Raw genomic sequence first — 22,270 nt, 5'->3', positions numbered from 1 at the left:
GCGCTCGCGTCTTCGCCTTGAGTTGCGTTACGCTGCGCCTTGCGCCGCCTACCCCACCTGATTCAATTCGAACACCATATCGATGGCGCTGCCGTTCCAGTTGTACTCCAGATAGGCGGCATGGTGACAGTCCCGCAGCAGCAAGGTTTTGAATGCCGCCAGGCATTCGCCGCCCGGATCGCGCACCGACGGATACGCGATTCCCGGCGCACCGGCTGCGCGCACCGCCCGCCCGAGCGACTGGCCGGCAACGTAGTCGTGCGGCGACAGAACGGCGGCGTCGAGCGACGCGTCGTCGCGCAAATCGACCACCACGCCACTGGCCATCACCGTGTATAGCCGCATCTGCTGGCGTGTCGGCTCCTCGGCCGTGGCCGCGAGGAATTTGCCGGTGTGATAGCGCGTTTCGGCGATGGCGGTGGCGCGCGAACGGGCGCAATAAAACACGCCGTAGCTGCCGTCCGAAAACCGGCTGCCGAGCGGATTCAGATGCGTGAGCGCCGCCATGATCGGCCCGTAGCCCGGCCCGAAGCGGCGCTCTTCGCGCGGCACCAGATCGATTTCGCCGACCTCGGTGCGCAGGCGGTCGTTGGTCATTGCTTCGAGCGCGTAGAGTGCGTCGAAGTCTTCGGGCGAAGCCACCCGGTCGAACAGGTTCACCGCCGGAAAGCGCGTCGGAATCACACGATACGCGGGCGACCAGTCGAGCGGCGCGACGCGCCAGCGGTCTTGCCAAGTCGGTTCAGTCACGCCCAGCCGCCTCGCATTGCGTCGAGATACTGGCGCACGGCGACGAGGTCGCTGACGTTGCCGCCGAGCATCCGGTCGAGCGCGCGCCGTCCGCCGAACGGCGCTGCGCTGTTGGGACGTTTGATCCAGCCGTCGGCCGCGGCGGGTTGCGGCAGCAAGATCTGCAGTGCCTTGTAAATGCCGAGCAGCAGCGACAGCCGTTCCAGCGTGTCGTGGCCCAGCCGCGCCGATTGCGGTTCGGCTTTCCACTTGAAGAAGGTCGAGCGGCCTGGCGAACCGAGCAGGACGATCTGTTCCTCGGTGCTCAAATCCCAGTCGCTGGCGATCTTGAAGAAGGCACGCAAGCCTGCCGCCGACATCTCGGTCAGCGAGGGTTCTGTGACGGGCCGGCGCAGCGGCGGATCGTCATTGGGGGCGTGGGCGGCACGAGACATGGGGCTGGTCCTAATTTGTACTTTGTCTCAATAATAGTCCAGATATGGATTATTGCAAGGACGGATTGGGTATAATCGTGCCCCGACGAGCGAACGAGACGACGAGGAGCGGCAGGTGATGTTGTGGGTGCGAGCAGTAGCGGTAGCGTTGGCAGTAGGGTGCTGGGCAGTGGGCGCGCAGGCGGCGCAGTACGCCGAGGTGTGGAATCCGCCTGAAGCGCGGCATGCGCCGAAGAAGGAGAAAGCTCACGCGCCTGCTGGTAAGAAAGTGGCGGGTAAAGGCGCCGCCTCGAAGGGCAAGAACAAGCCGCATAAGCCCGCGTCGAAGAAGGTGGTGCCGCATGCCGATCACAAGGCTGCGTCGCATGTGGAGCGTAAGACGGCAACACATGCCGGGCATGCGGCGAAAACCCATGCGAAGGTTGCGGTGAAGGGTGAACCGAAGAAGTCGTTAAAGGTGGCGCAGTCGAACGGCGCGCATGTCCATGCGGCGGCTCATCCGAAGGCGCAGAAAGTGGCGGGGCGGAGTACGGCTGGGCATACCGGCTCCGGCATGGCGGACGCTCAGGCGAAACCTGCTGTGAAACCGGTAGCGACACGAGACGCAACACAAGCGGCGGCATCCGCGCCGGCTCAATCTGCTCCCGCGATGGGCAGCATGGCGGCGAAGCCCGCCGCCAGCGGTGGCAATCTACCGCCTATCCTGCACTGAACTCAAGCGGCGCGTTTGCGTTTGCCCTTGGCGTTTGCCGCGCCCGATACACCCGGCCCGGCAAGCGCCGCGCGTCCCAGTTCGACAATGCGTGCCGACAGCTTCTCGAGCCGCGGCGACTGCACTTTCCAGGCGTGCCAGTACAATTCGACGTCGGTCGGCTGCCTGGGCGCCAAATCGAACAGCTCGCCGCGCAGCACCGCATCGCCGAACTCGAGCTCCGGCACCATTCCATAGGCAAGGCCGCGCTGGATCGCCATATAACGCGGCACCGGGGCGGGGACGTAGTGGCAGGGATACGCCTCCGGCGGCAAGCCGAAACGTGCCTCCAGGAAGCGCGCCTGCAAGGCATCCTTGCGCGACGACAAAATCACCGGTGCGCGGCGCGCTGCCTCGCGCGTCAGGCCGTTCGGAAACCAGCGTTCGACGAAGGCCGTCGAAGCAACCAGACGGTAACGCATCGCGCCTAGCCGCTCGGCGAAGCAGCCGCGCATGGGGGCCGGTTCGGTGGTAATGCAGCCGATTGCCAGGCCAGATGCGAGTAAAGCATGCGTGTGATCCTGATCGTCGACGGTCAGGTCGAGCAGTACGTTTTCCTGCAGCAGGATCTCGGAGAGAGCAGGGAAGAACCAGGTGGACAGCGTGTCGGCATTCACCGCTGCGGCAACTTTAAGCAGTGCTTCATTGGCGCCGGCGAGATCGCTCGCAAAGTCGTCTTCCAGCAACGCGGTGCGGCGCAGGTACTGCAACAGGCGTTGCCCCATGCTGGTGGCCCGGCAGGGGCGGGTGCGCACGATCAACGGATTGCCCAACCGGGTTTCGAGCGCGCGCACGCGCTGCGACACCGCGGAGGGCGTGATGTTCAGACGCGCGGCGGCCTGCTCGAAACTGCCGGTTTCGATGACGGCGCGAACGGCGGTGGTTTGGCGGGGGTCGAGGTCCACTTGGTGCCTTGGGATAGCTGCTAAAAGCGACGGCTGAATAGGAGTGCGGCAAGCGCTGCGCGGCAAAACAGCAGTGAAGTCGGACGCCTGCTTCACGCCGCTTTGCGTGGACGGCCTCCCTTCTTGCCGTTCTCGCGCGCGGCGGACGATTTAGCCTCGGACCGGACGCTCCCGCCTGCGCGCCCAATGTCACGCATCCAGGCTTTGGAGCCGAACACGCCGTCGATCAGGCCGTGCACCGAAACTACTTCGTCCAGTTTGGGGAAGACGAGCGCGGAGCCCAAGCCGAAAATCTCGATTTCACGAAGGTCGGCCGCCGCAGCCCGATGCAGGCCTTCGATATAGGCGATCGGAACTAGCAACGAGATGCCGTTGGTGAGCGTGATTTCGAGACGCTTCGTCCGGGGCTTATAGCAAGCCGTGCGGGCGGCAGGTCGCTTTGCAGTTTCTGCTCCGCGCTCGCGAGCGAGACGCCATTCTTCTTGCGGATTCATGGGTGATCAGGGCCGAGCATTTGCACGTGGGGTGGTGCATGGTCGTGTGGATAAATGACGACGATCAGGCCGTCGATTCGGGCAATGATGGGCATGCCTCGAATTGTATACCCTAGCTGCTTAGGTTTTTGAGATTGTACTACCGTAGCGAAGACTTGGCTTCAATACAACTCAAAGCCCACTCCCCAACCCGCCCGCCAACAACCTCAACGTCTCCACCGAACGTGGATCGCGCAGCCGCGAATGCAGCGTCACGCGTGACTCCGGCAATGACGGCAAGCCGAGCCGCGCGCCGACGTCGACCAGCCCTCGCGGCGCCACGCGCCGCGCCAACGGCGCTACGGCCAGTCCTGCCGCCGCCGCTGCGCCGACTGCCGCCACCCCGCCACCGACGAACGCCTCGCGCCACGCAATACCCGCTTCATCCAGCGCATGAATCGCCACCGCGCGCACGTTGCACGGCGCGGTGAGCAGCGCGAGCGGCAACGGTTCGCCGACCCGCAGCAGCCATTGCGGCGCGGCAAGCCAGCCGAGCGGTTCGGTGAACAGCACGGTGGCGTCTTCGCGCGGCGCATCATCCGGTTCGTAGCGGACGATCACTGCATCGAGCCGCCGTTCGTCGAACTGCGCAAGCAGCGCCGCCGACATGCCAAGGTGCAACTCGACCACGAGCCCCGGATCGTAAGCATCCAGCTTGGCCAGCATATCCGGCAGGTCCGCCCCGGCCACGTGCTCGCTCAGGCCCAGCGTGAGCCTGCGCCGCTCGACTGACAACGAACCGAGCGCCCGTTCATGCGCGTTTAGCAGGTCGCGCGCGGCGTTCAGAAAGACATGGCCATCTGCCGACAAACGCACGACGCGCGGCGTGCGCTCCACCAACTGCTTGCCGAGATGCGATTCCAGCCGCTTCAGCTTCAGGCTGACGGCCGACTGGGTGGTATCGAGCGCATCCGCCGCTCGCGTGAAGCTATGCAGATCGGCGACCAGAACGAACGCGCGCACGGCATCGAGATCGAGGACTTTCATTTCGATTTGAAATAGATGAAATCATCATGAATGTCTGTTCATTATGGATGATGCGACCTAAGCTGTGTACTCCATCTTCTTCAAAAAGAGGTTTTCGTCATGCCGTTCACCCGTATTGCAGTACGCGCCGGCAAGCCGGCGGCTTATCGGAAAGCCATCACGCAGGGTATCCACCGTTCCTTGATGGAAATCTTCAACGTGCCGGAAGACGATATTTTCATGGTCGTCACCGAACACGATGAGGACAACTTCTTTTACGGCAAGCACTACCTGGACATCCACCGCAGCGACGACCTTGTGCTGATTCAGATCACTGCGAATAACACTAGAGGCGCGGCGGAGAAGAAGAAACTGTACGCTGCCATAGCCGAGAGTCTGGCTAAAAGCCCAGGTGTGCGGCCTGAAGACGTGTTTGTGAATCTGGTGGATGTGCCGAAAGAGAACTGGAGTTTTGGTTTGGGAATTGCCCAGTACGCTTGAGGATGGATTGGGTGTTTGTGTCCGCAGTTTCAGGGGGCCGTTCCAGTCGGTAGACGGGCATCCCTGGAATTGGGGATATGCATGGTGGGCCGGATGGCAGTTAAATGATATCCGGGTTGGATAGCCTACCCGATCAGCAAGTGTGTTAGCCCGTTACCTCACTGGGGTGCGGGCTTTTTTCCGCCCTCGGAGTGCAATTGATTGCACTTTGCTCTACCTGACACGGGTCGGACGCCAACGCGGAAAATGTCAACTTAGCAGGCCAAACCCCATGCCCCGCAAGCCTGTCTATCATCCGGTGATCTGTCTGATATTTAGATCACCGCGAACAACTCGCGCACGGTCTAACTGAAGAAAAGCCTGTACAAGCGAATCGCCGAACGTTTGGCAGAGAGTCCGGGCATGCGGCCGGAAGACGTGTTTGCGAACCCCGTGGACGTTCCCAAGGAGAACTGGTCGTTCGGAAATGTTTGCAAACAGTAGCTATTTGCGCCCACGCAGAATGTGGGGCGAGTCAGCGTGTTCGTGCTGCACGGGTATAAGCAGCAAGCTGAAACGCCGATAAAGAAGTCCTTTGTGCTATCTGCGTGATGGTGCCTTTACGGGCGAGGCCAATGCGCCACGTTTGGTCCCGGTCAGGATGATTTGCCTCACTGCGCAGACCCTGCAACGCACGCTGGCAACGGACGGAATTCCGTCAAGTCACGAGGAAACCGGCAAGGCGAGCCGTTCAAACTTTAGTTGTTTGATCAGCTTCGCCTCGATCCCGGCGCGAGTTGGCGATCACCAGATCTCTAAGTTGTCAATGCGACGTCGGGAGGCGGTGCCGGCACATCAAATCCAGCGGCGGATGGTCCGATATCCAGGACAATTCGTCGATTGACGTAAGCGAGGAACTCTGCGCATTGATTCAACCCATGCCACAACCGAGCGTCCCAAGCATTTGCTCCCAATCTAGATTTGGCCTCCGCATACTTTGCACGAAGTAGATTGCTTATAGATGGTGCGGATATCCCCCGTGGAAATGCAGTTCGGATGTCTCCGATAAACCCACTCACCAAACTTGCGGCTTCGCCCTTGAAACGAGTGTTCAACCCGAGCCTCGAAAGATGCTCCTGTGCAATCGCCGCCAAATGTTTGTGCTCTCCAGTGCCCGCGCAGTAGTAGTTTATTGCTAGCCGGTCATTGACCACCGAGACAACGCAGTGCAGTACAGCTATCTCGTCGAGGACGGTGTAATAGGGGTGACAATAAACGAGCTCTGCGTCGTGATACTCGTCGTGCTTTCGATGATTGCAACCAAAGCACACGTATACGAGATTTGCGTGGTATGACGAGTACTCGGGATAGTGTGTCTTCGGAAGATAGTGATCCCATGTTTTGGGTTCGTTGAGCATGCAATACGGACAGCGTTGCAGATTAACTTCCGAGTTTGCCTGCAGCCCTCTCAAGATATCATCTTTAAGGACGTTGAGAGGTTCGGTCGCGCTGTTATAACAAGATTGAAGAGACTCGGCAACATCCTCAGACCACTCTTCTCTTGATGGAGGGCGCATAACTGCGAGTTGTTCCGCGTAAACTTCACACCGTCGGAGCACTCTATCCTGCGCAGCAATCAGCAGATCTCGTCTTGGCTGGTGTTTTGCTCTGAAAATTGCGGCGAGATAGGTCCCTTCATCGAGGTCGGCTAGTGGCTGAAATCTCATTAGCGAATATCCTCCGAACGCCGCAACGATTCGAGATATATATTGGCGTTCAGGCTAAGCTGGCCGTCAAACAATTCGCGGATAGCGTCAATATCTCCTCCTTTTTCGAGAAACATCTTGTCGAGAATACTTCGATAATCACGATCCGACTCTGTTGCCGAAAACACGAAGCGCGTGATGTCGGATACACTTTCTCCAAAAGTTTGAAACGTTGGCTTCAAGACTAAAGGAGTACTTCGGTCTCTTTTGACGATATGCACGCATTCTTTGGGTAACTGCTGAATCACTAGCGGAGAGTGAGTCGCAATAATTGCAAAAGAATCTTGTTTTTCCAAAATTTCCGCTAATGAGTTAAGCAAGCCGGTCAACAGCTGGGGGTGAAGATGCAACTCTGGTTCGTCAAACAAAACGAGTGTGCGCGGTCCGATTTTCGAGATGATGTGGAGAATACAATTCAAGGCCAGACGCTGCCCTGCGCTCAATCGCTCATACAGACCAGCATGTTGTTCGGGTTGATCGACAAAATCGTCAATGTTGTCAACTCGCACAAGATGCCGCAGAGCACTCTTGAGAAGGGCCCGCTTCTCGTCCTCCATAGTGTCTGACAGCACCGCCATAATGTCTGCCAGCAAGGTTTCCTTGTTTTTGAGCTTCCCTCCGTTGCTTTGCAAACCGCAGTAGCTATATTTAAAATTTTCCCCCTGAGTCTTCGATGGTCGATCGAATTCGTCGAAGGCACTAAATGAGACCGCAACGACCGTGTAAATTGATGGAAGTGGCTCTAGCATCCCTTCTGTGCCTAAGGTAGCTCGTTTTTCCTTTGTTGCAGCTTTCGAGAAGCCACTCAAAAGCATTGCTAAGCGGGCCATAACCTGAGTTTTTCCCACGCCATTTAGCCCCACAATCGAATTGATTCGATGCGGGACGCCTTGTCGTTCTCGAAAATCGAAGTTGAATCGATGAGGTGCACTCGCACCGGGAAGTGGAATCTCTGCCTCAAAGCGGCTTATCAATTTCCGCTCGGTTCCAAAGCGAGAACCTGCGGTATCAAGCAACTCTCGCGCACTTGATTCTCTCAATAGTGAGATTTTGAAACACGGCTCGGATTGGAATTCTTCGCGAATTTCTTTCATTAACGAAGCATCCCGCAACGTGGTAAGAACGTCACGAGCCAAGTCCAGAGAAAGTTTTTCGAGAGAGTTGTAATATTCCTCACTGCTAGATAACGAGCAAATATCTTGGAGCACTGATGCCGGAACCTCGACGCCATCGCCTAACTCTTCGAACGGACGATTCTCCAAACCCTCTCGCTGTCCCCTTCGCATAATACATGTCGATTTAAGCGTAATTTGCTCCTCGGAGGAATCTGGCCCCAATCGCAATTGCACACCAAATAGCGTATAGTATAAGTAGTCATTCCAGCTGTCGCGCGTGAGCACTAGATGAGGATACGTGCCGTCGTTGATCACGCGCGCACTACGACGATTCCGAATGTATACTTTCATCGATCTCAACCTTTATTTGAATTTGCAATTTATCCTGAAATCGAAAATTATACAATCCTATCAGAGTTGGTTAAAATTGGTTCGCTGTGAACGACGAGCTTATTTCCCAATGCCCCAAGCGACGGCATAATTCGCCAAATAGTGGGGCGAGTTGAAACGAGGCAGCCATCTCTGATGCATCAAGGAGGTCCCATCTCTCATTTGAAAAATGCATCACATCCAACTTTTTTCTCAAGCAGAGATTTCCTGTCACTCTGCAACGCCCATTCGGAGCCGTAAGCGAGCACTCCGAAGGAAATATTGGGGAGGTGAGCAGCTTCGGAGTGCAGCCGACTGCAACAGGAGATCATGGACGGAGGGTTCGTCCGACAGCTAAGATTGTGTGGTACGCGACGCGCCAAGTTCGTTCACGTGTGCAAAATTTGGAGACATTGCGTATGCTGAGGCCGCTACAGAGACCCATACCGGCGGTCGACGTGAAAGTTATGTGGTTACTCGCCCAAACTTTGCGCGAATTAAGCAACACTTCGCCGCAGTCTTAAGCAAGCAGAAGGACCTTCTTTCTTCAACCGGAATCCACGTGTACCACCCTTACCTGTACGCCCGTCAAAGCGAGCTCTTTGCGTTTCGGGATATTGCTGCACGCTTATCAAGCGACAAGATGGTCATCCCGGTAATTGAGCCGGTAACGCATAACGTTGACAGCCTGCGCTTGGCAACTGGAGCCGCGCAATCCGTAAATCAACCTGTCTATGTTGTAGTTAACCCCGAACTGGGGAAGTTCAAAGAAGAAAACGGGAAAAGCAAGGCTTGGGCTGGAGAGACATCGAATCTAATCGAAATGCACGATGTGGTCCGGCCGACGTTCCTCGCCGGGAGGCACTCGACTATTGCAGAACTTCGTGCTTTCCTGAAGACGTGGGATGTTCCAAAGATAGGAATCGTGCTCCGGAACTCGTCGATCTCCCCTGCCGACGTCGCGACTTCTGTAGACAGAGCGGCCTTAGACTGTCGGTTTTTCCTGACAGGCGAAATACCCAAGAGCAGCACGCTGAAAACGCTATCCGAAAAGCGTTGTGTACCAATCGAGGATTGCTTCCAGACCCAGCCCAAGAACGCGTTCTACGCTGGCATTGAGTCATTCACTGATATGCACAAACGGTATAAACCACTAGGCTTTGCCGGCTTCGGTGATTTCACGATGCTTGCGGGAACGTTTCAAGAGGGTGGAAGAAGGCCGGATGCTGTCGCCATCCACCTAGTCTTCGTGAATCGCGCGACGCAAGATATCTTTGTAGAACATTTCGTCTCAACCTCCACGTCACTCGCAGGTCCCGATCTGGAAGTAAAAATGCGTCAGGCGATCGCCAAGGTAGCAGAGACCGCTAAGCGGACATCAGATTCGTTTGGGCAGACTGTTGCCTATGAACGGTACCTTGCCGCTAACACGGCCGCATCTTCTATCTCGTTAGCAACAAACAAACGTTGGAGCGTTGCCCACCACCTAGATTTGATGAGTGGACTTATGGCGGGTCGTTATCCGTGATCGCTTAGAACCGGTTTCGGACGAATCGGCGGAAATCAGTTGATTGTCTTTGGACATTGCACCCGTAGCGCTTCGACAGCGGACCTTCGCGAACCGGCAGGAGAGGCTGTTGGTGGCCGAACTCCGATGCGGTCCGATCGCTGCCTCTGGCAGCCAAGGGGTAGCGCTAGTGGCGTGATACTTGTTCGCTACCCCGAGCCGTATCGTTCCTGTCGAAAATCGCCAAAAGCCCTATCTGGTAAGGCTTCTGGCTAATCGGGGTAGATGTTATTTTGTGTATCTTTTGGAAACGGGATCGTGCAGCACGCGACCTAGGCTTGTTTCGCGGCGTTGAACGAGGCGCCTGCGCATAAATCGATTTCCGTCGTACCTACGTGTTCGCCCCAACGCCGCTAGCCGCTCTTCGGCCCGTCGTTGTGAAGCAATGTGGCGCCGCGCAGATTGTTGGCGGCGGCGTATGTCGTCTTCTCTTGAGTTTGACGAGGGGAGTGCCCCCTAATCTACCGTCCATGTAACATGAACAATAGGCCACGCGTTCTTCTTCGCGCGACCTCGTCCTCTCACACATCGAGACGTTCATGGCCCGGGTCTACGAGCTTGTACTGGATATTCCAACGCCCGCCGCGCAGGCGTGGCTGCTGCAGCGCGAACGGAGCAAGCGCCTTCATACTGCGGATAGGCTCGATGCGGCTCTCGTAAAGGCGCTTGAGGCATTGCCAGGAAGCGAGCGCATGCAATGCGGCGGCTCACCCAGCGCCGAGTTCGCCGATGTCCGTGCGCAGGTGACAAGCAGCGCTCCCGACTGCAACGAGAAACTGGCTGCGGCAGGCTTGCAGGTCATGCTGGACACTTCGGCGAGCGGGCGACGCGTTGTGGTTTGCCAGCAAGCACGCTATTCGCCCGGCATCACACTGCGCGAGGTTCTTTTTGAGGCGCGGCTGGAAGCGGACGCGCCGCTTAGCACGGCGCTCGTTGACGCACCGGAAAAGTTGCGCCAGACCTTTGCCGAAGCGGGCGAGTTCGCGCTGCTCACAAGGCTCGCCTGCCGGCGTGATCACTGGCAATGGCGCGCGGCGGATGGGATCGCTGTCAATGTCGTCTTCGAGCGTCCGATGGCTTCCCCGTCTGACGAAACGCCCCCGCACCGCGAAGTGCGCCTGACTACAGCTTGCGTGGATAACGCCGCAGCCCCTTCGCTGAGCGCGCTTTTCGCAGCGGCCTGTGAGCTGGTTGCTGTTTTACCGGTCTTCCCGGTGCTGCATTCAGCGTTTGGCAGTTCACGCGACGACGCAACCGATGCCGTGCATGACCCCGCTATGCCGGTGCGCGCCGCCCCGATCCATCTAGTTGGCATCTCGACTCCGCATGCGGCCCTGATCGCCATCGGCGACAACCTTGCGGAGCACTGGTTCGGCAACGACGCCGGCGTCCGCGATGCCGTCAGCACTGAGTTTGTTCATCAGATGCGCGTCGCGCAGCGGCGTCTGAGGACGGCGCTACGGATCTTCCCGCACTGGGCCGACGAAACGTGGAAGACGCGCATCGCGCCCGACCTCAAGTGGCTGGGAAAGATCCTCGGCGAAGCGCGTGACTGGGACGTGTTCGTCGATACGACGCTGCCGGGTCTCGCCGCCGCGGACCTCGACAGCGCCGCCTGGAACACGACCCGCGAGCTCGCCGAGGCGCAGCGTCTCGAAGCCCGTGAGCGTGTCCGCGGCGCGGTGGGCTCGTCCCGTTACGCGCGGCTTGTGCTCGCGTGGCTCGAATGGCTGAGCGGTTTGCCATCGAACGAACCGCCCGCAGGGGCGTCGGGTCATTCGCTGCGCGCGTACGCACGAAAGCGCGTGAACAAGTACTACAGACGATTGGTTGGCGCACCGAAACTCACCACGCTCGATGAAGCGGCCCGCCACGCAGAACGAATCCAGGCAAAGTACCTGCGCTACACATTGGAATTTTTCGAGTCGATCGCTTCACAGAAAACCCGTAGCGAAAGCGTGAAAACCGTTTCGCGGATACAGGGCGTCCTTGGCGAAGGTAACGACGCAGCGGTCGCGTTGCGTCACCTCGAGCAGATCGATGCGCCGCCCTACCAGTCCGGTTTCGCTCGCGGCTGGTGCGAGGCGTCGCAACGCTACACGGCGCAGGAAGGCGAACGCCTGCTGCGCAGACTGCGCAAGCCCAAAATATCAGGCGGCGCTGCAGGGTGTTGATGAGAGGCGGCGGGTCGGATGCGCGCGTTGCTACACGCTGTCAGCGTCGCCCCGAATTGGCGCCGCGAGCGTGTTTTGGGTCTGCGACAGCGGCGCCGCGCTCGGTGTGTCGTAGTGGCCCGCCTTCCAGCGCGCGCGGATGAACGGCCGTTCGTGGCCGGAGACTTTGAGAGCGATGTGGGTGACCCAGCGCTGTGTCGGCAGATGAACGCCGTGCAGTCCGACGGTCAGCATCATCAGGCTCACGGCGACCGGCACGGCCGACAGCTTGCCTGGCTCGGCATCCCACGACCAACGCACGAACATCAGCGCAGTCACCGCGCCGACGATGCATCCGGTGATGGCTTCAGACGGCGAGTGCGCATCGAGCACGACCCGCGACAACCCGACCGCAATGCCGGCGGCCAGACCCAGCACGACACCGACAACGCGAAATGCCGGACGCGCCGGCAGCAGCATCAGGAACAGGGCGACCGGATAGACGGCGGTGGAGAGCACCGCATGGCCGCTCAGGCCGGTGAAATCCAGTTCGCGAACGCCGACGCCCCAGCCGAGAAAGGCCAGTTTGGTGAGCGTCACGACGCCGATAGCCGCTCCCAGCAACAACAGCCAGCCCGCTGCCATCCGCCACGAGTAGCCGAGCGCCAGCCAAAGCGCGATAGCAATGGCGAGCGGCAGCGTCAGACCGGCGCCGCCGAGGCTGGTGATCGAATACCAAAGGTGGGAGGGCAAGTCAGGCATGGAAAGAAGCGCGAAAAGCGCCGCGTGGAATCAGGACCGTAGTTGTTTAACGCGCCAGCCATCCATCTGGCCGACAAGCAAGTGAGACACGCCATACGTGTTTCATGCATCTGACTGTCAGTATAGACGGGAGTGCCCGACGGAGCTTGTTGCGCGACGTTATGGCGCCAACCCTGGTGCATTGCGCCAGGCCGCCGGTGACGCCTCTGTTTGTATGAAACACTGAGCAAAAACACTTGGCAATGGGACGAGCGGCGGTAGCCAGGTGAGTGCGCAGTTCGTGCGCGCCGGCGAACCAGGACGGACGATGCGTTCGGCATGGCATCGGGATTGATGTTATTGTGCAATGCACAAAGTTATCCGTTCCACAGGACAGTATCGGTCCCTTTTTGCGAGGTCACCATCCGATGGCAAAAAGTCTGACGAAAATCTGGCTGGGCGGTCTGAAGCGTCTGATCTCGATTCAAGCCCAACATGCGCGCGATTCGGTCAAGCGCACCGCCGCACGGCCCGCGCGGCCGACCGGCAAAGTATCCGCCAAGCTCAAGCCGGTCAAACCGGCCACCACCCTCCGTTCGCCGAGCAAACGCGAAGCGCCGCGTCCGGGTGCCCGCGAATCGCGGGTCCGTCCGCGGGCGGCCGCGTGGGCGAGCGGGACGTGGACTCGCTCGTTCCATTCCGCGCCCGCAGCGCCAGGGCGTCTCGTCAATCATCTGCAATACGGCTTGTATGTGCCGGCTGCGGTGACCGACGCGCCGATGCCGCTCGTCGTGATGCTGCACGGCTGCAAGCAATCGATCGACGAATTCGCCGAAGGCACCCGCATGAACCTGCTGGCCGACCGTTTCGGCTTTGCGGTGGTGTATCCCGAGCAATCCAAGCATGTGCATGCACATCGCTGCTGGCACTGGTACGACGCCAGCGATACCGCAGGCGGCGCCGAGGCGCGCGCGGTGGTATCGCTGGTCGATGCGCTCGTCGACGAGCATGACTTCGACGGCGAGCGGGTCTATGTCGCGGGGTTGTCGGCGGGGGCCGGTTTGACGACCTTGCTGGCCGCCTCTTATCCGGAGCGCTTTGCGGCGGTTGCCATGCATTCAGGACCGGCTTTTGGCGAGGCCCATTCGGGGATCGTCGCGATGGATGTGATGCGGCGTGGCGCCCGGCACGACCCGGTCATGCTGATCGACCAGGCTGTCGATGTCGCGGCTTACCCCGGCATGCCTGCCGTCATCCTCCACGGCGACGCTGATCACGTCGTCGCACCCGCCAATGCGGAGCAGTTGGCGACTCAGTTTCTGCGCCTGAACGGATTGATCGACGCCGAGGGCGAACGCATTGCCGGCGAAGTGCGCGAGGAGCGCAAGGCTGGCGTGATCACGCGTGACTACTTGCGTGGCGGGCGGCGCGTGGTGCGCCTGTGCCGGGTCCAGGCGCTGGGTCACGCATGGAGCGGTGGCGACGACGCCGTGCCGTTCCATTCGTCCAAAGGGCCGGATGCGAGCGCGCTGATCTGGGAGTTTTTCAGGTATCAGCGGCGCCCGGCAAAGGTGCGGGAGACCGAGGGCGTCCCGGCTGGAGCCGCGTCGGGCGGGGCTTAGCGGCGCTCCGGCGGGTCCGCAGAGCAATAGAGCAACACTTCAGAAAAGATATCTTGGCATCACCTAGGGTTTTCCCTATAATTAGGGTTATTCACTAAGTATAAACCCTAGATTCTTTTCGAGGTTGATCATGTATCTCCTGAGCCGCTTGTTCCTGTTCCTCACGAAGTCCGCTGACCAGATGGCCAAAGAGCGTAGCGACGCTTATCTGGCCGAAGCCACGGATCTGTACGATCTCGAGTTCCGTATGCGCAAGCTCGACCGCGAAGCAGCGGTGCGTCATCCGGCGTGGATGACCCAGCACTAAGCTGATATCGCTAGAGCCACCGGCACTGCCGGGGTTTGAGCATGTGAGTGCTCGCTATCGCGTTGTCGTCGATAGCATTGTGGTGCGATGCTCGCGTTTTAATTGATGTGGCCCATCACCAGAAAACCCGCGCTCACCATGCGGAGGCGGTGGTGTATGTAACCCGTCTGCTTTAACTGCCGCATCGCCTGGATGCGGCAACGGGTTGGCTGCCCGACGATACCCCTGTCGTGTGGGATGCCGGAGCGCTTTACACCCTCGGTGTGACTAACCCAGTTCAGGCAATCTGAACGCGCACGGCGACGTTGTTGCGCGTAGCGTTCGAGTACGGGCAGACCTGATGCGCGGTGTCCACCAGTTCGCGTGCCGCTGAGGCTTCCAGGCCCGGCAGGGAAACACGCAGCTCGATATCCAGAGCGAAGCCGCCGTGGTCGTTCGGGCCCACGCCAACGTCAGCCGTGACCGTGGTGTCGGCAGGCAATGCCTGCTTGTGCTGACCGGCAACGAATTTCATCGCGCTCAAAAAACATGCGGAGTAGCCGGCAGCGAAGAGCTGCTCGGGGTTCGTGCCGACGGCGCCGTTGCCGCCCAGTTCACGCGGCGCGGCAAGCTTCACGTCCAGTATCTGATCCGACGATACCGCGCGGCCATCGCGTCCGCCCGTGCTGGTGGCGGTTGCCTTGTAAAGTACGTTCATTGTGCTGCTCCTATGTCTGGGTCGGGGAAATTGCCTGGATCCGCGAAGGTCATCGTCGAACCGGCATGCTGTAAACATATCGTACTAATAATTAGCGTGCAAATTAAATTGCGAATCGGACGGATGGTGCTGAACCGGCCGTTCGGGTCAGTGCTCGAGATAGTCGTTGAGCGTGCCGCGCAGTCGGGTCAGATCGTCGCGTAGCTGAAGCAGGAATTCCGGTGCTTGCTGGGTCGCGCAGAAGATTTCGGCGGGCACTTCCCGTGCCGCACGCTTGAGCGCCACGCCGGACTTGGTGAGGCGGATGTAAACCAGCCGTTCGTCGTCGACACCGCGCACGCGTTCCAGATAACCCTGCGCCTCGAGCCGTTTGAGCAGCGGCGTGACGGTGGCGGAATCGAGATTCAGCCGCGTGGCGATGTCCTTGACGGTCAGGTCGTCGCTCTCCCACAGCACCAGCATGGCGAGGTATTGCGGATAGGTCAGCCCGAGCTTTTCCAGCAACGGCTTATACGCCTTGGTCATGGCGAGCGAGGTCGAATAGAGCGCGAAGCAGAGCTGCTCGTCGAGAGTAAGCGGAAGGGCGGGGCGTTGGGTCATGATGCGGCTCGATCGGAAAAGAGCGTGCAAATGGCTTGCACGCAAACCAATTGTGCCGCATTCGCGCTGGACTGACGAGCGCGACGTGGGGAGGGAGAGGGCGCTGCGCCAGATTGGACGCTGCTGGCGCAGCGAACAGCGCGCGGCGTATGCGGGGGCGGTACGCTCGCACCGTCCCGGCAAACCCGCATTTCAGCCGGCCGGCGTGCTGGGCAGATCCGGCGCCTCGGGCGTCTGCACCCCGAAGCAGCCGCGATAGGTCGCGTAAAACGAACAATAGAGCATGGTCATCAAGACGATGCTGGCGAGTAACACCATGGCGGGAGCGTAGTCGGCAGCGCCGAGCGCCGCCATGAGCGCCATGACGGCAAACACAACAACCATGCTCAGCGCAAGCCACAATGCACCGAAGACAATGAAGGCGCCGCGGTTGCGCCAGCAACTGACCACGCTGAAGAACATCGCTTTCAGCGGCGGCACATCGTGCCACGCTGCGAGGACAGGCGCGAACCAGTACAGCATGGCGACCGGAATGGAAAAGACGAACGCCGCGAGCATGCCCGACATGATGTTGGTGTTAGCGAGCGTCTCGGGGTCCTGAGCCGTGGTGCCCAGCGCGAATCGCAGCAGTGTGCCGTCATCGGCTAGCGCGGAACCGGCGAGTACAAGCGCCATGGCGATCACGTACAGCCCCCCGAGCGCGAGCAGACGCTTGGCGGCGACCGCGCCGTACGAGCGGAAACCGTCTGCCAATATCGTCGGAAACACCGGCTTGCCGGCGATGGTGTTGCGGCACGCAGCCATAAACCCGACCGCAACGCCAGGAACGAGCGCGAGCGGCAGCACGCCGCCCACGTATGGGATCTGCCCGATTAGCGTCACCAGCAGCAGGTACGCGAAGATCAGCGTCAGGAAGGCGAGCGGGTTCTTGCGGAACAGCCAGATGCCCTGCCGGAACCATACATAGCCGGTCTTCGCGGGGACTTCAATTAGTTGCATGAGGTATGGATGCCTGGAAGCGCAATGCCGGAAAGGCGTTCGCGCAGAATGCGCTCGAAATGGCCCGGGTCGTGCGGCTTGAGCAGTTCGGCCGCCCGCGGCAAATAAAAATCATACAGGCGCGAGACCCAGAAGCGGTAGGCGCCTGCGCGCAGCATGTCGCCCCAGTGACGGTTTTCTTCCAGCGTGAACGGACGCACGGTCTGATAGGCGCGCAACATTGCTTCGACACGGGCCTCGTCCAGCTTACCGGTGGCCAGATCGACGCACCAGTCGTTGACGGTGACCGCCACGTCGAAGAGCCATTTGTCGCAGCCGGCGAAATAGAAATCGAAGAAGCCGCCCAGGCGCACTTCGTGGCCGCTATCCGGCGCCGCATGCGCGAACAGCACGTTGTCGCGGAACAGATCGCAATGGCACGGACCTTCGGGCAGCGCGGCGTAATCCGCCGAGGCGAAAAATTCCTGCTGGTGGGCGAGTTCCGCGCTCAGCAAGTCGCGTTGGGCATCGGCGAGGAACGGCAGCACGGCCGGCACGGTTTCCTGCCACCACGCGAGGCTGCGCAAATTCGGCTGGTGGTGCGCGTAGTCGCGCCCAGCGAGGTGCATGCGCGCCAGCATCTGCCCCACTTCGATGCAGTGCTCGACGCCCGGCGCCATTTCCGGCGCGCCTTCGAGTTTGGTGACGATGGCGGCCGGCTTGCCTTGCAGCATGCCGAACAGCGCGCGGTCTTCGCGCGGCATGGGATCCGGTACCGGCACCCGGTGCGCCGCCAGATGTTGCATCAGGTCGAGGTAGAACGGCAGTTGCTGGGCCGTCAGCTTTTCGAAAATCGTGAGGACGTATTCGCCGCGCGTCGTCGTCAGAAAGAAGTTGCTGTTTTCAATACCCGAAGCAATGCCGCGAAACTCGACGACGTCGCCGAGATCGTAATGCTGCATCCATTCTGCGAGTTGGGGTTCGGTAACAGCGGTGAAGACAGCCATGCGGGAAACGTCGGGTCAGGTGGTCGGGCTGGCGCGGTGCGGCCAGTGCGGCAACGTATGGGTAATCAGGGCAAGCAGGACAAACAGGCTGAAGGCCCGGACGCCGGGCCGCGCGCGCTGCGGGGCGCGGTCGGCACCCCGCTGCTGGATAAACGATCAGTAGGTCAGGCTAACCGACGGCAGGCGATTGCTCGGATGGGTGCTGCTGTTCGCGCTGGGTGACGTGTCGAGCGGCGCGCTCATCTGATAGCGCGTGCCGAGGTTCGAGTGCACATTGATTTCGACCGGCTTGCCCTTATCGCGGTATTCGGTGATTTCGGTGCCGTTCGGGCTCTTCTCATAGAAGCTCGGCACGCGCGGCTGATTGATCTCGACCTTCGAGCTGACCTCAGCGGCCGGACGATTGATCGCAGCCAGGTCCGGCAGACCGGCCCGTTCATTGGCGGACATGGGCTTGTCGGCGGGCGGCGGTGCGTCCACAGGCTGGGCAGCCATTGCGGAGTTGGCAATGGCAAGCGCCAGCGCAACGGCGACCGGAAGGAGCGGCTTCATGGTGATTCTCCAATAAGGTGCCCCGATTCTAGCAAATCCATCCTTGCTCACGGGCGCGTTGGCCTTATTTTGCGCTGCTTTCGCGCGACGCGTGCGCGACATGCGCGCAAACTCGCCAGCCCCCTGGCTGGTCCGGCCCCGATGAGCAATCGGGTAGGGTTCCGTGGTAATGTCGTCTCATCAATCGAGGCGAATGACGATGAACAACAACACCAATCAGCGCGCGGTGCAGACACCCGCCAATGACTTCCCGACCGAGGCCTTCGACGACGCAGCGGACGCCGTGACTCATCTGTCTGCTATCTACGAAGCGAACACCTCATTCTTACGCGATGCGTTTGCACGTTACAGGCGTAATGAACCGTTTGAGCGCCGGGTGCGCGCGTGCTACCCGTTCGTCCGGGTGTGCACCGAGGTCAATACGCATATCGATTCGCGCCGCTCGTACGGCTTTGTGGCCGGCCCCGGTGTGTTCGAAACCACGGTGACGCGCCCCGACCTGTTCGGCAACTACTATCGCGAGCAGTTGCGCTTGCTGGCGAAGAACCATCATGTGCAGATCGAAGTGGGCGTTTCGGATCAGCCCATTCCCATTCATTTCGCGTTCGCGGAAGGCATCCATCTGGAAGGCGATCTCGATCGCGAGCGGCTGTTCGGCATGCGCGATGTGTTCGATACGCCGGACCTGCGCTTTCTCGACGATCGCATCGTCAATGGGACGTACGAGCCGGGGCCAGGTGAGCCGCATCCGCTCGCACTGTTCACGGCGGCGCGGGTCGATTTCTCGCTGCACCGGCTGAAGCACTACACCGCGACGTCTCCCACGCACTGCCAGAACTACGTGCTGTACACGAACTACCAGTTCTACATTGACGAATTCGTCAAACTCGGCCGCACGATGATGGCCCATACCGACGACGAGGAACTGCGCGCTTATCGCAGCGAGTACACGTCGTTCGTGGAGCCGGGTGACGTGATCACCTACAACGCGAACCTCGGCGAGCAAGCCGACGAGGGCACGCCGCCGCCGCGTCTGCCGCAGATGCCCGCATACCACTTGAAGCGCGCGGATGGCAGCGGTATCACGATGGTGAACATCGGCGTCGGGCCGTCGAACGCCAAGACGATTACCGACCACATTGCGGTGCTGCGTCCGCATGCGTGGATCATGCTCGGCCACTGCGCGGGGTTGCGCAATACGCAACGCCTCGGGGACTACGTGCTGGCGCACGGCTATGTGCGTGAAGACCACGTGCTCGACGACGATCTGCCGCTCTGGGTGCCGATCCCGGCGCTGGCGGAAGTGCAAGTGGCGCTGGAGCGGGCGGTTGCGCAGGTGACGCAGCTCGACGGCGTCGAGCTCAAGCGCGTGATGCGCACGGGGACGGTGGCGAGCGTCGATAACCGCAACTGGGAACTGCGCGATCATCGTGAGCCCGTGCAGCGGTTGTCGCAAAGCCGCGCCATTGCGCTGGATATGGAAAGCGCGACGATTGCCGCGAACGGTTTCCGCTTCCGGGTGCCTTACGGCACCTTACTCTGCGTGTCGGATAAGCCTCTGCATGGTGAACTGAAGCTGCCCGGCATGGCGGATCAGTTTTATCGGGCACAGGTCGATCAGCATTTGCAGATCGGCGTGAAGGCGATGGAACTGCTGCGCATGAACGGTTTGCATCGTCTGCATAGCCGCAAGTTACGTAGCTTTGCGGAAGTGGCGTTTCAGTGACGGAGCTTTATCTGGCGGGGCTTTGGTGGCTTCGCCAGATATTGGATTGTCTAACTTGAAGGGCGGTGTCTAACTTGCTTCGGAGGTGCGAGTGGCGCTCATGAACCGATCTTGGACCAACTCGGCCGTCAGAGTCCGATCTGCCACTGATTTTGATCGCCTGTGAGCGATAGACCGTTGCTAACGAGTGCATCCCTGTTGCGAGTACATCATGCCGTCGGGCGCTGCGTTGCATGTTCTCGTGCGGCTCGATAGTAGCTCGCAAGCCTGCGTGATGCCGGCGTGTCGTCCGACGCAAAACCTGAACCTCCGTGCAACAACCCCAACGCGAAGCACAGTAGATCCAGTAGAGATATGAGACGATAGAAGTTCACGACATCGCCATATCCATCAAAAATACCGTGCAAGATGCCATGACGGTTTAGTTGGTCCAAGCCTCGATAGTTTGGGGTCTTGATGTAAAGCCGCTCAGCAAAAAAATCACGGAGTGACTGAAGCATCGTAATGCGCTCTTCGTATCGGTAGGATGACCGCTCCTCTCTAGCGATCAATTCGTCTAGTTCGGGGATGATGAAAAACCTCTTTCCATCTTCCTCTGGCCCCTTGCGCTCGGCCGCAATCTTACGCAGAACGCCCTCCAGCACTGGTGTGAGTGTGGATACGGCCGCGTGCGGTAACCCGATTACAGCCGCTTCGATGGATTCGGCGATTGGTTTACGGAAGTCGCGCACATAGATCGTCGAGCTATACCGCGCAGTCAGCGTCGCGGCCAAATAGTCGTCGTCATAGAAAGTCGGAAGAACAGTGCGCAGGATGGTCTGCTGATCTTCATGAGATGCAGCATTCTCGACGGCACTCGCTATCCTGCCAATCACACCAACGCTGAAGTACGCTGGGACGACCCAATCGACGGTTTTAAAAACCTTTGCGGCTTGCTTCAAACCCGGATCCACTGAACCTCCTTTGTTGGACAGGAATGCTAGTCCGTTATTTTTACGGCTGCGCCCCACCGACGCCAACAAGTGATGAGCAAAATTTGTTCGTTGTAGTGTCCGTAGCTACGCCGGTCCTCCGGCGCACCACTTGGAACGAATTACGGCTCGCATGTGGACAACACGGCAAAGTACAACGCACTACTGCGTGACGTTGAGAAAAAAAATCAGGCGGTACTTCGTTGGGCTTGAGGCCCATAGCATCCATAACCGCTCCAGCCGCATTAATGGATGGCCCCGGATTGAATGGCCTGATGGCACATTCCTCCGAGCTAAGGGTGTTCATAAAGCCTGTGATGAAGGCGGCGTACTCAGCGAACGGTGGCATATTCGGAACGCACTTCATTCCGTGCCATTTTCCATCCACATACCACCAATAGCCCAAGTATGTGCAACATCCAAGCATACTCTCCGTTGCTCGGCCAAGAGAACGACAATCGCAGCGTGTACAGGCAACTTGTTGCACGCTGAAGCGTTTCTATCCACCTTGACCGTCGCCATCGGCCCGTGCCGGTGTCAGGCGGTCGAGAATGTCGGCCAACCGAGTTGCAACGTTGGTTTGGTTGGTGATTAATCGTTCTTGGAAGTCTCGTTGCTGGGTTGCGGCATCGGCGTTGACCTGTATCGTTCTGACATCAAGCGGAAGCGAGCGGTCGCCAGCCAGCAATTCAAGCGTAAGACGCCGCAACAGGTTTTGCTCGGTCTCAACCGTACCGTGTGCTTCTGGAGAGTAGCTACCGGACTTCAGTTGTTGCCGGTCAAATTTGTAGTTGGTCGCGACAGCTAGGCGCTCAAGTAAGTTAGTGAACAGTTCATCGCCACGACCGTTCCATTCGCGAGTCTCGGCGTCAGTTTTCGGACGCTGGTCGAGTGGAACAGACAAGTGAGCATGGTAGTCGTGCCAGGCGTCGAGCACTGCTTGAGCCCTACGGCCACGGAGTGGGATTCCCAGCACGCGTCGACCATAAAACGCGAGATCAATGGAATTTAGTGCTCGAACGTGATCGACGGATACGCGGGATTGTCGGGTGGCCATCAGTACCGTGAAGACCAATTGCCGTCGATTGGACGCCTCGCGCGCGCGTTCTACCCATTTTTGCGCCTGAACTGCGAGTACAGGCCCTAGCACGGTTGCACCGGCCACGACGTAATCTGTTGATGCGAACTGAACCATGTGTAACCCCGCGTTTTGTGGTTTGAGGAGAAGTCTAGTGCAGGCATCAGACGGTGTGGTACAGGGTGTGGAGATCCTAAAGTAC

At 59.5% G+C, this 22,270-nt stretch carries 24 protein-coding genes; 8 read left to right on the top strand and 16 right to left on the bottom strand.

From position 1 onward, the window contains the following. Positions 1 to 48: 48 nt before the first annotated feature. Entirely contained in the window at positions 49 to 750 is a 702-nt protein-coding gene (locus AC1ECK_RS26380) for an RES family NAD+ phosphorylase (RefSeq protein WP_480324368.1), read from the bottom strand. Continuing rightward, on the bottom strand, positions 747 to 1,184 hold the full coding sequence (locus tag AC1ECK_RS26375; RefSeq protein WP_480324366.1) for an MbcA/ParS/Xre antitoxin family protein: 438 nt from the start codon (positions 1,182 to 1,184) through the stop codon (positions 747 to 749). The genes AC1ECK_RS26380 and AC1ECK_RS26375 overlap by 4 nt, the downstream gene beginning before the upstream one ends. Before the next feature lie 118 nt (positions 1,185 to 1,302). Here AC1ECK_RS26375 and AC1ECK_RS26370 point away from each other — a divergent pair, with 118 nt between their 5' ends. Next, complete coding sequence (locus AC1ECK_RS26370; protein WP_480324364.1) at positions 1,303 to 1,896, top strand: hypothetical protein; 594 nt, start codon at positions 1,303 to 1,305, stop codon at positions 1,894 to 1,896. 2 nt (positions 1,897 to 1,898) lie between these two features. Here AC1ECK_RS26370 and AC1ECK_RS26365 read toward each other — a convergent pair whose 3' ends face one another. From AC1ECK_RS26365 to AC1ECK_RS26355, 3 genes are all read right to left on the bottom strand, one after another. Further along, positions 1,899 to 2,840 carry an HTH-type transcriptional regulator ArgP gene (locus tag AC1ECK_RS26365; protein ID WP_480324362.1) on the bottom strand — a complete coding sequence of 314 codons (942 nt, stop codon included), beginning with the start codon at positions 2,838 to 2,840 and terminating at the stop codon, positions 1,899 to 1,901. Between the two features lie 92 nt (positions 2,841 to 2,932). Beyond that, a complete protein-coding gene (locus tag AC1ECK_RS26360) occupies positions 2,933 to 3,334 on the bottom strand; it encodes a DUF2442 domain-containing protein (protein WP_480324360.1) in 402 nt (133 codons plus the stop codon). Positions 3,335 to 3,505: 171 nt separating this feature from the next. Continuing rightward, positions 3,506 to 4,360: a LysR substrate-binding domain-containing protein gene (locus AC1ECK_RS26355; RefSeq protein ID WP_480324358.1), complete on the bottom strand. Its 855-nt coding sequence runs from the start codon at positions 4,358 to 4,360 to the stop codon at positions 3,506 to 3,508. A gap of 99 nt (positions 4,361 to 4,459) precedes the next feature. Between AC1ECK_RS26355 and AC1ECK_RS26350 the strand changes: the two genes are divergently transcribed. After that, positions 4,460 to 4,840: a tautomerase family protein gene (locus tag AC1ECK_RS26350; protein WP_480324356.1), complete on the top strand. Its 381-nt coding sequence runs from the start codon at positions 4,460 to 4,462 to the stop codon at positions 4,838 to 4,840. A gap of 348 nt (positions 4,841 to 5,188) precedes the next feature. Continuing rightward, a complete protein-coding gene (locus AC1ECK_RS26345) occupies positions 5,189 to 5,323 on the top strand; it encodes a tautomerase family protein (RefSeq protein ID WP_480324454.1) in 135 nt (44 codons plus the stop codon). A gap of 311 nt (positions 5,324 to 5,634) precedes the next feature. Here AC1ECK_RS26345 and AC1ECK_RS26340 read toward each other — a convergent pair whose 3' ends face one another. Further along, positions 5,635 to 6,546, bottom strand: coding sequence for an HNH endonuclease (locus AC1ECK_RS26340; protein WP_480324354.1), 912 nt, complete (start codon positions 6,544 to 6,546; stop codon positions 5,635 to 5,637). Continuing rightward, the gene (locus AC1ECK_RS26335) at positions 6,546 to 8,051 is read right to left on the bottom strand and encodes an AAA family ATPase (protein ID WP_480324352.1); all 1,506 of its coding nucleotides are present in this window, start codon (positions 8,049 to 8,051) and stop codon (positions 6,546 to 6,548) included. Before AC1ECK_RS26335 ends, AC1ECK_RS26340 begins: the two co-directional genes overlap by 1 nt. Positions 8,052 to 8,631: 580 nt before the next feature. On the opposite strand from AC1ECK_RS26335, the gene AC1ECK_RS26330 reads away from it, so the two are divergent. After that, positions 8,632 to 9,597, top strand: a complete 966-nt coding sequence (locus AC1ECK_RS26330; RefSeq protein WP_480324350.1) for a sce7725 family protein — start codon at positions 8,632 to 8,634, stop codon at positions 9,595 to 9,597. Positions 9,598 to 10,175: 578 nt separating this feature from the next. Next, positions 10,176 to 11,810 carry a CHAD domain-containing protein gene (locus AC1ECK_RS26325; RefSeq protein WP_480324348.1) on the top strand — a complete coding sequence of 545 codons (1,635 nt, stop codon included), beginning with the start codon at positions 10,176 to 10,178 and terminating at the stop codon, positions 11,808 to 11,810. Between the two features lie 30 nt (positions 11,811 to 11,840). Here the strand turns inward: AC1ECK_RS26325 and AC1ECK_RS26320 are convergent, their stop codons facing one another. Further along, the gene (locus tag AC1ECK_RS26320; RefSeq protein WP_480324347.1) at positions 11,841 to 12,551 is read right to left on the bottom strand and encodes a phosphatase PAP2 family protein; all 711 of its coding nucleotides are present in this window, start codon (positions 12,549 to 12,551) and stop codon (positions 11,841 to 11,843) included. 407 nt (positions 12,552 to 12,958) lie between these two features. Here AC1ECK_RS26320 and AC1ECK_RS26315 point away from each other — a divergent pair, with 407 nt between their 5' ends. Together AC1ECK_RS26315 and AC1ECK_RS26310 are read left to right on the top strand one after the other, a co-directional pair. Beyond that, on the top strand, positions 12,959 to 14,152 hold the full coding sequence (locus tag AC1ECK_RS26315; protein WP_480324345.1) for an extracellular catalytic domain type 1 short-chain-length polyhydroxyalkanoate depolymerase: 1,194 nt from the start codon (positions 12,959 to 12,961) through the stop codon (positions 14,150 to 14,152). 130 nt (positions 14,153 to 14,282) lie between these two features. Next, positions 14,283 to 14,459 (top strand): DUF3563 family protein, encoded by a 177-nt coding sequence (locus AC1ECK_RS26310; protein WP_429272176.1) that lies wholly within the window; start codon positions 14,283 to 14,285, stop codon positions 14,457 to 14,459. Between the two features lie 98 nt (positions 14,460 to 14,557). On the opposite strand, the gene AC1ECK_RS26305 is transcribed toward AC1ECK_RS26310, so the two are convergent. The 6 genes from AC1ECK_RS26305 to AC1ECK_RS26280 all read right to left on the bottom strand — a co-directional run bounded on the left by AC1ECK_RS26305 (position 14,558) and on the right by AC1ECK_RS26280 (position 18,293). Then, positions 14,558 to 14,644 (bottom strand): FAD-binding domain-containing protein, encoded by an 87-nt coding sequence (locus tag AC1ECK_RS26305; protein WP_480324452.1) that lies wholly within the window; start codon positions 14,642 to 14,644, stop codon positions 14,558 to 14,560. Between the two features lie 92 nt (positions 14,645 to 14,736). Next, a complete protein-coding gene (locus tag AC1ECK_RS26300) occupies positions 14,737 to 15,156 on the bottom strand; it encodes an organic hydroperoxide resistance protein (protein WP_480324343.1) in 420 nt (139 codons plus the stop codon). Between the two features lie 147 nt (positions 15,157 to 15,303). Next, positions 15,304 to 15,756, bottom strand: coding sequence for a MarR family winged helix-turn-helix transcriptional regulator (locus AC1ECK_RS26295; protein WP_480324342.1), 453 nt, complete (start codon positions 15,754 to 15,756; stop codon positions 15,304 to 15,306). A gap of 192 nt (positions 15,757 to 15,948) precedes the next feature. Beyond that, on the bottom strand, positions 15,949 to 16,755 hold the full coding sequence (locus AC1ECK_RS26290; protein ID WP_480324341.1) for a BPSS1780 family membrane protein: 807 nt from the start codon (positions 16,753 to 16,755) through the stop codon (positions 15,949 to 15,951). Further along, the gene (locus AC1ECK_RS26285) at positions 16,746 to 17,741 is read right to left on the bottom strand and encodes a homoserine kinase (protein ID WP_480324340.1); all 996 of its coding nucleotides are present in this window, start codon (positions 17,739 to 17,741) and stop codon (positions 16,746 to 16,748) included. Before AC1ECK_RS26285 ends, AC1ECK_RS26290 begins: the two co-directional genes overlap by 10 nt. Before the next feature lie 156 nt (positions 17,742 to 17,897). Continuing rightward, entirely contained in the window at positions 17,898 to 18,293 is a 396-nt protein-coding gene (locus AC1ECK_RS26280; RefSeq protein ID WP_480324339.1) for a hypothetical protein, read from the bottom strand. A gap of 199 nt (positions 18,294 to 18,492) precedes the next feature. Between AC1ECK_RS26280 and AC1ECK_RS26275 the strand changes: the two genes are divergently transcribed. Further along, positions 18,493 to 20,019: an AMP nucleosidase gene (locus AC1ECK_RS26275; RefSeq protein ID WP_480324338.1), complete on the top strand. Its 1,527-nt coding sequence runs from the start codon at positions 18,493 to 18,495 to the stop codon at positions 20,017 to 20,019. A 209-nt stretch (positions 20,020 to 20,228) separates the two neighbouring features. Here the strand turns inward: AC1ECK_RS26275 and AC1ECK_RS26270 are convergent, their stop codons facing one another. Beyond that, on the bottom strand, positions 20,229 to 20,972 hold the full coding sequence (locus AC1ECK_RS26270) for a hypothetical protein (RefSeq protein ID WP_480324337.1): 744 nt from the start codon (positions 20,970 to 20,972) through the stop codon (positions 20,229 to 20,231). 517 nt (positions 20,973 to 21,489) lie between these two features. Next, the gene (locus AC1ECK_RS26265) at positions 21,490 to 22,185 is read right to left on the bottom strand and encodes a DUF6680 family protein (protein ID WP_480324336.1); all 696 of its coding nucleotides are present in this window, start codon (positions 22,183 to 22,185) and stop codon (positions 21,490 to 21,492) included. Between the last annotated feature and the right edge of the window lie 85 nt (positions 22,186 to 22,270).

Source organism: Paraburkholderia sp. SSBN10T (assembly GCF_056619545.1).
This window is presented reverse-complemented; position numbering and strand designations above follow the sequence as displayed.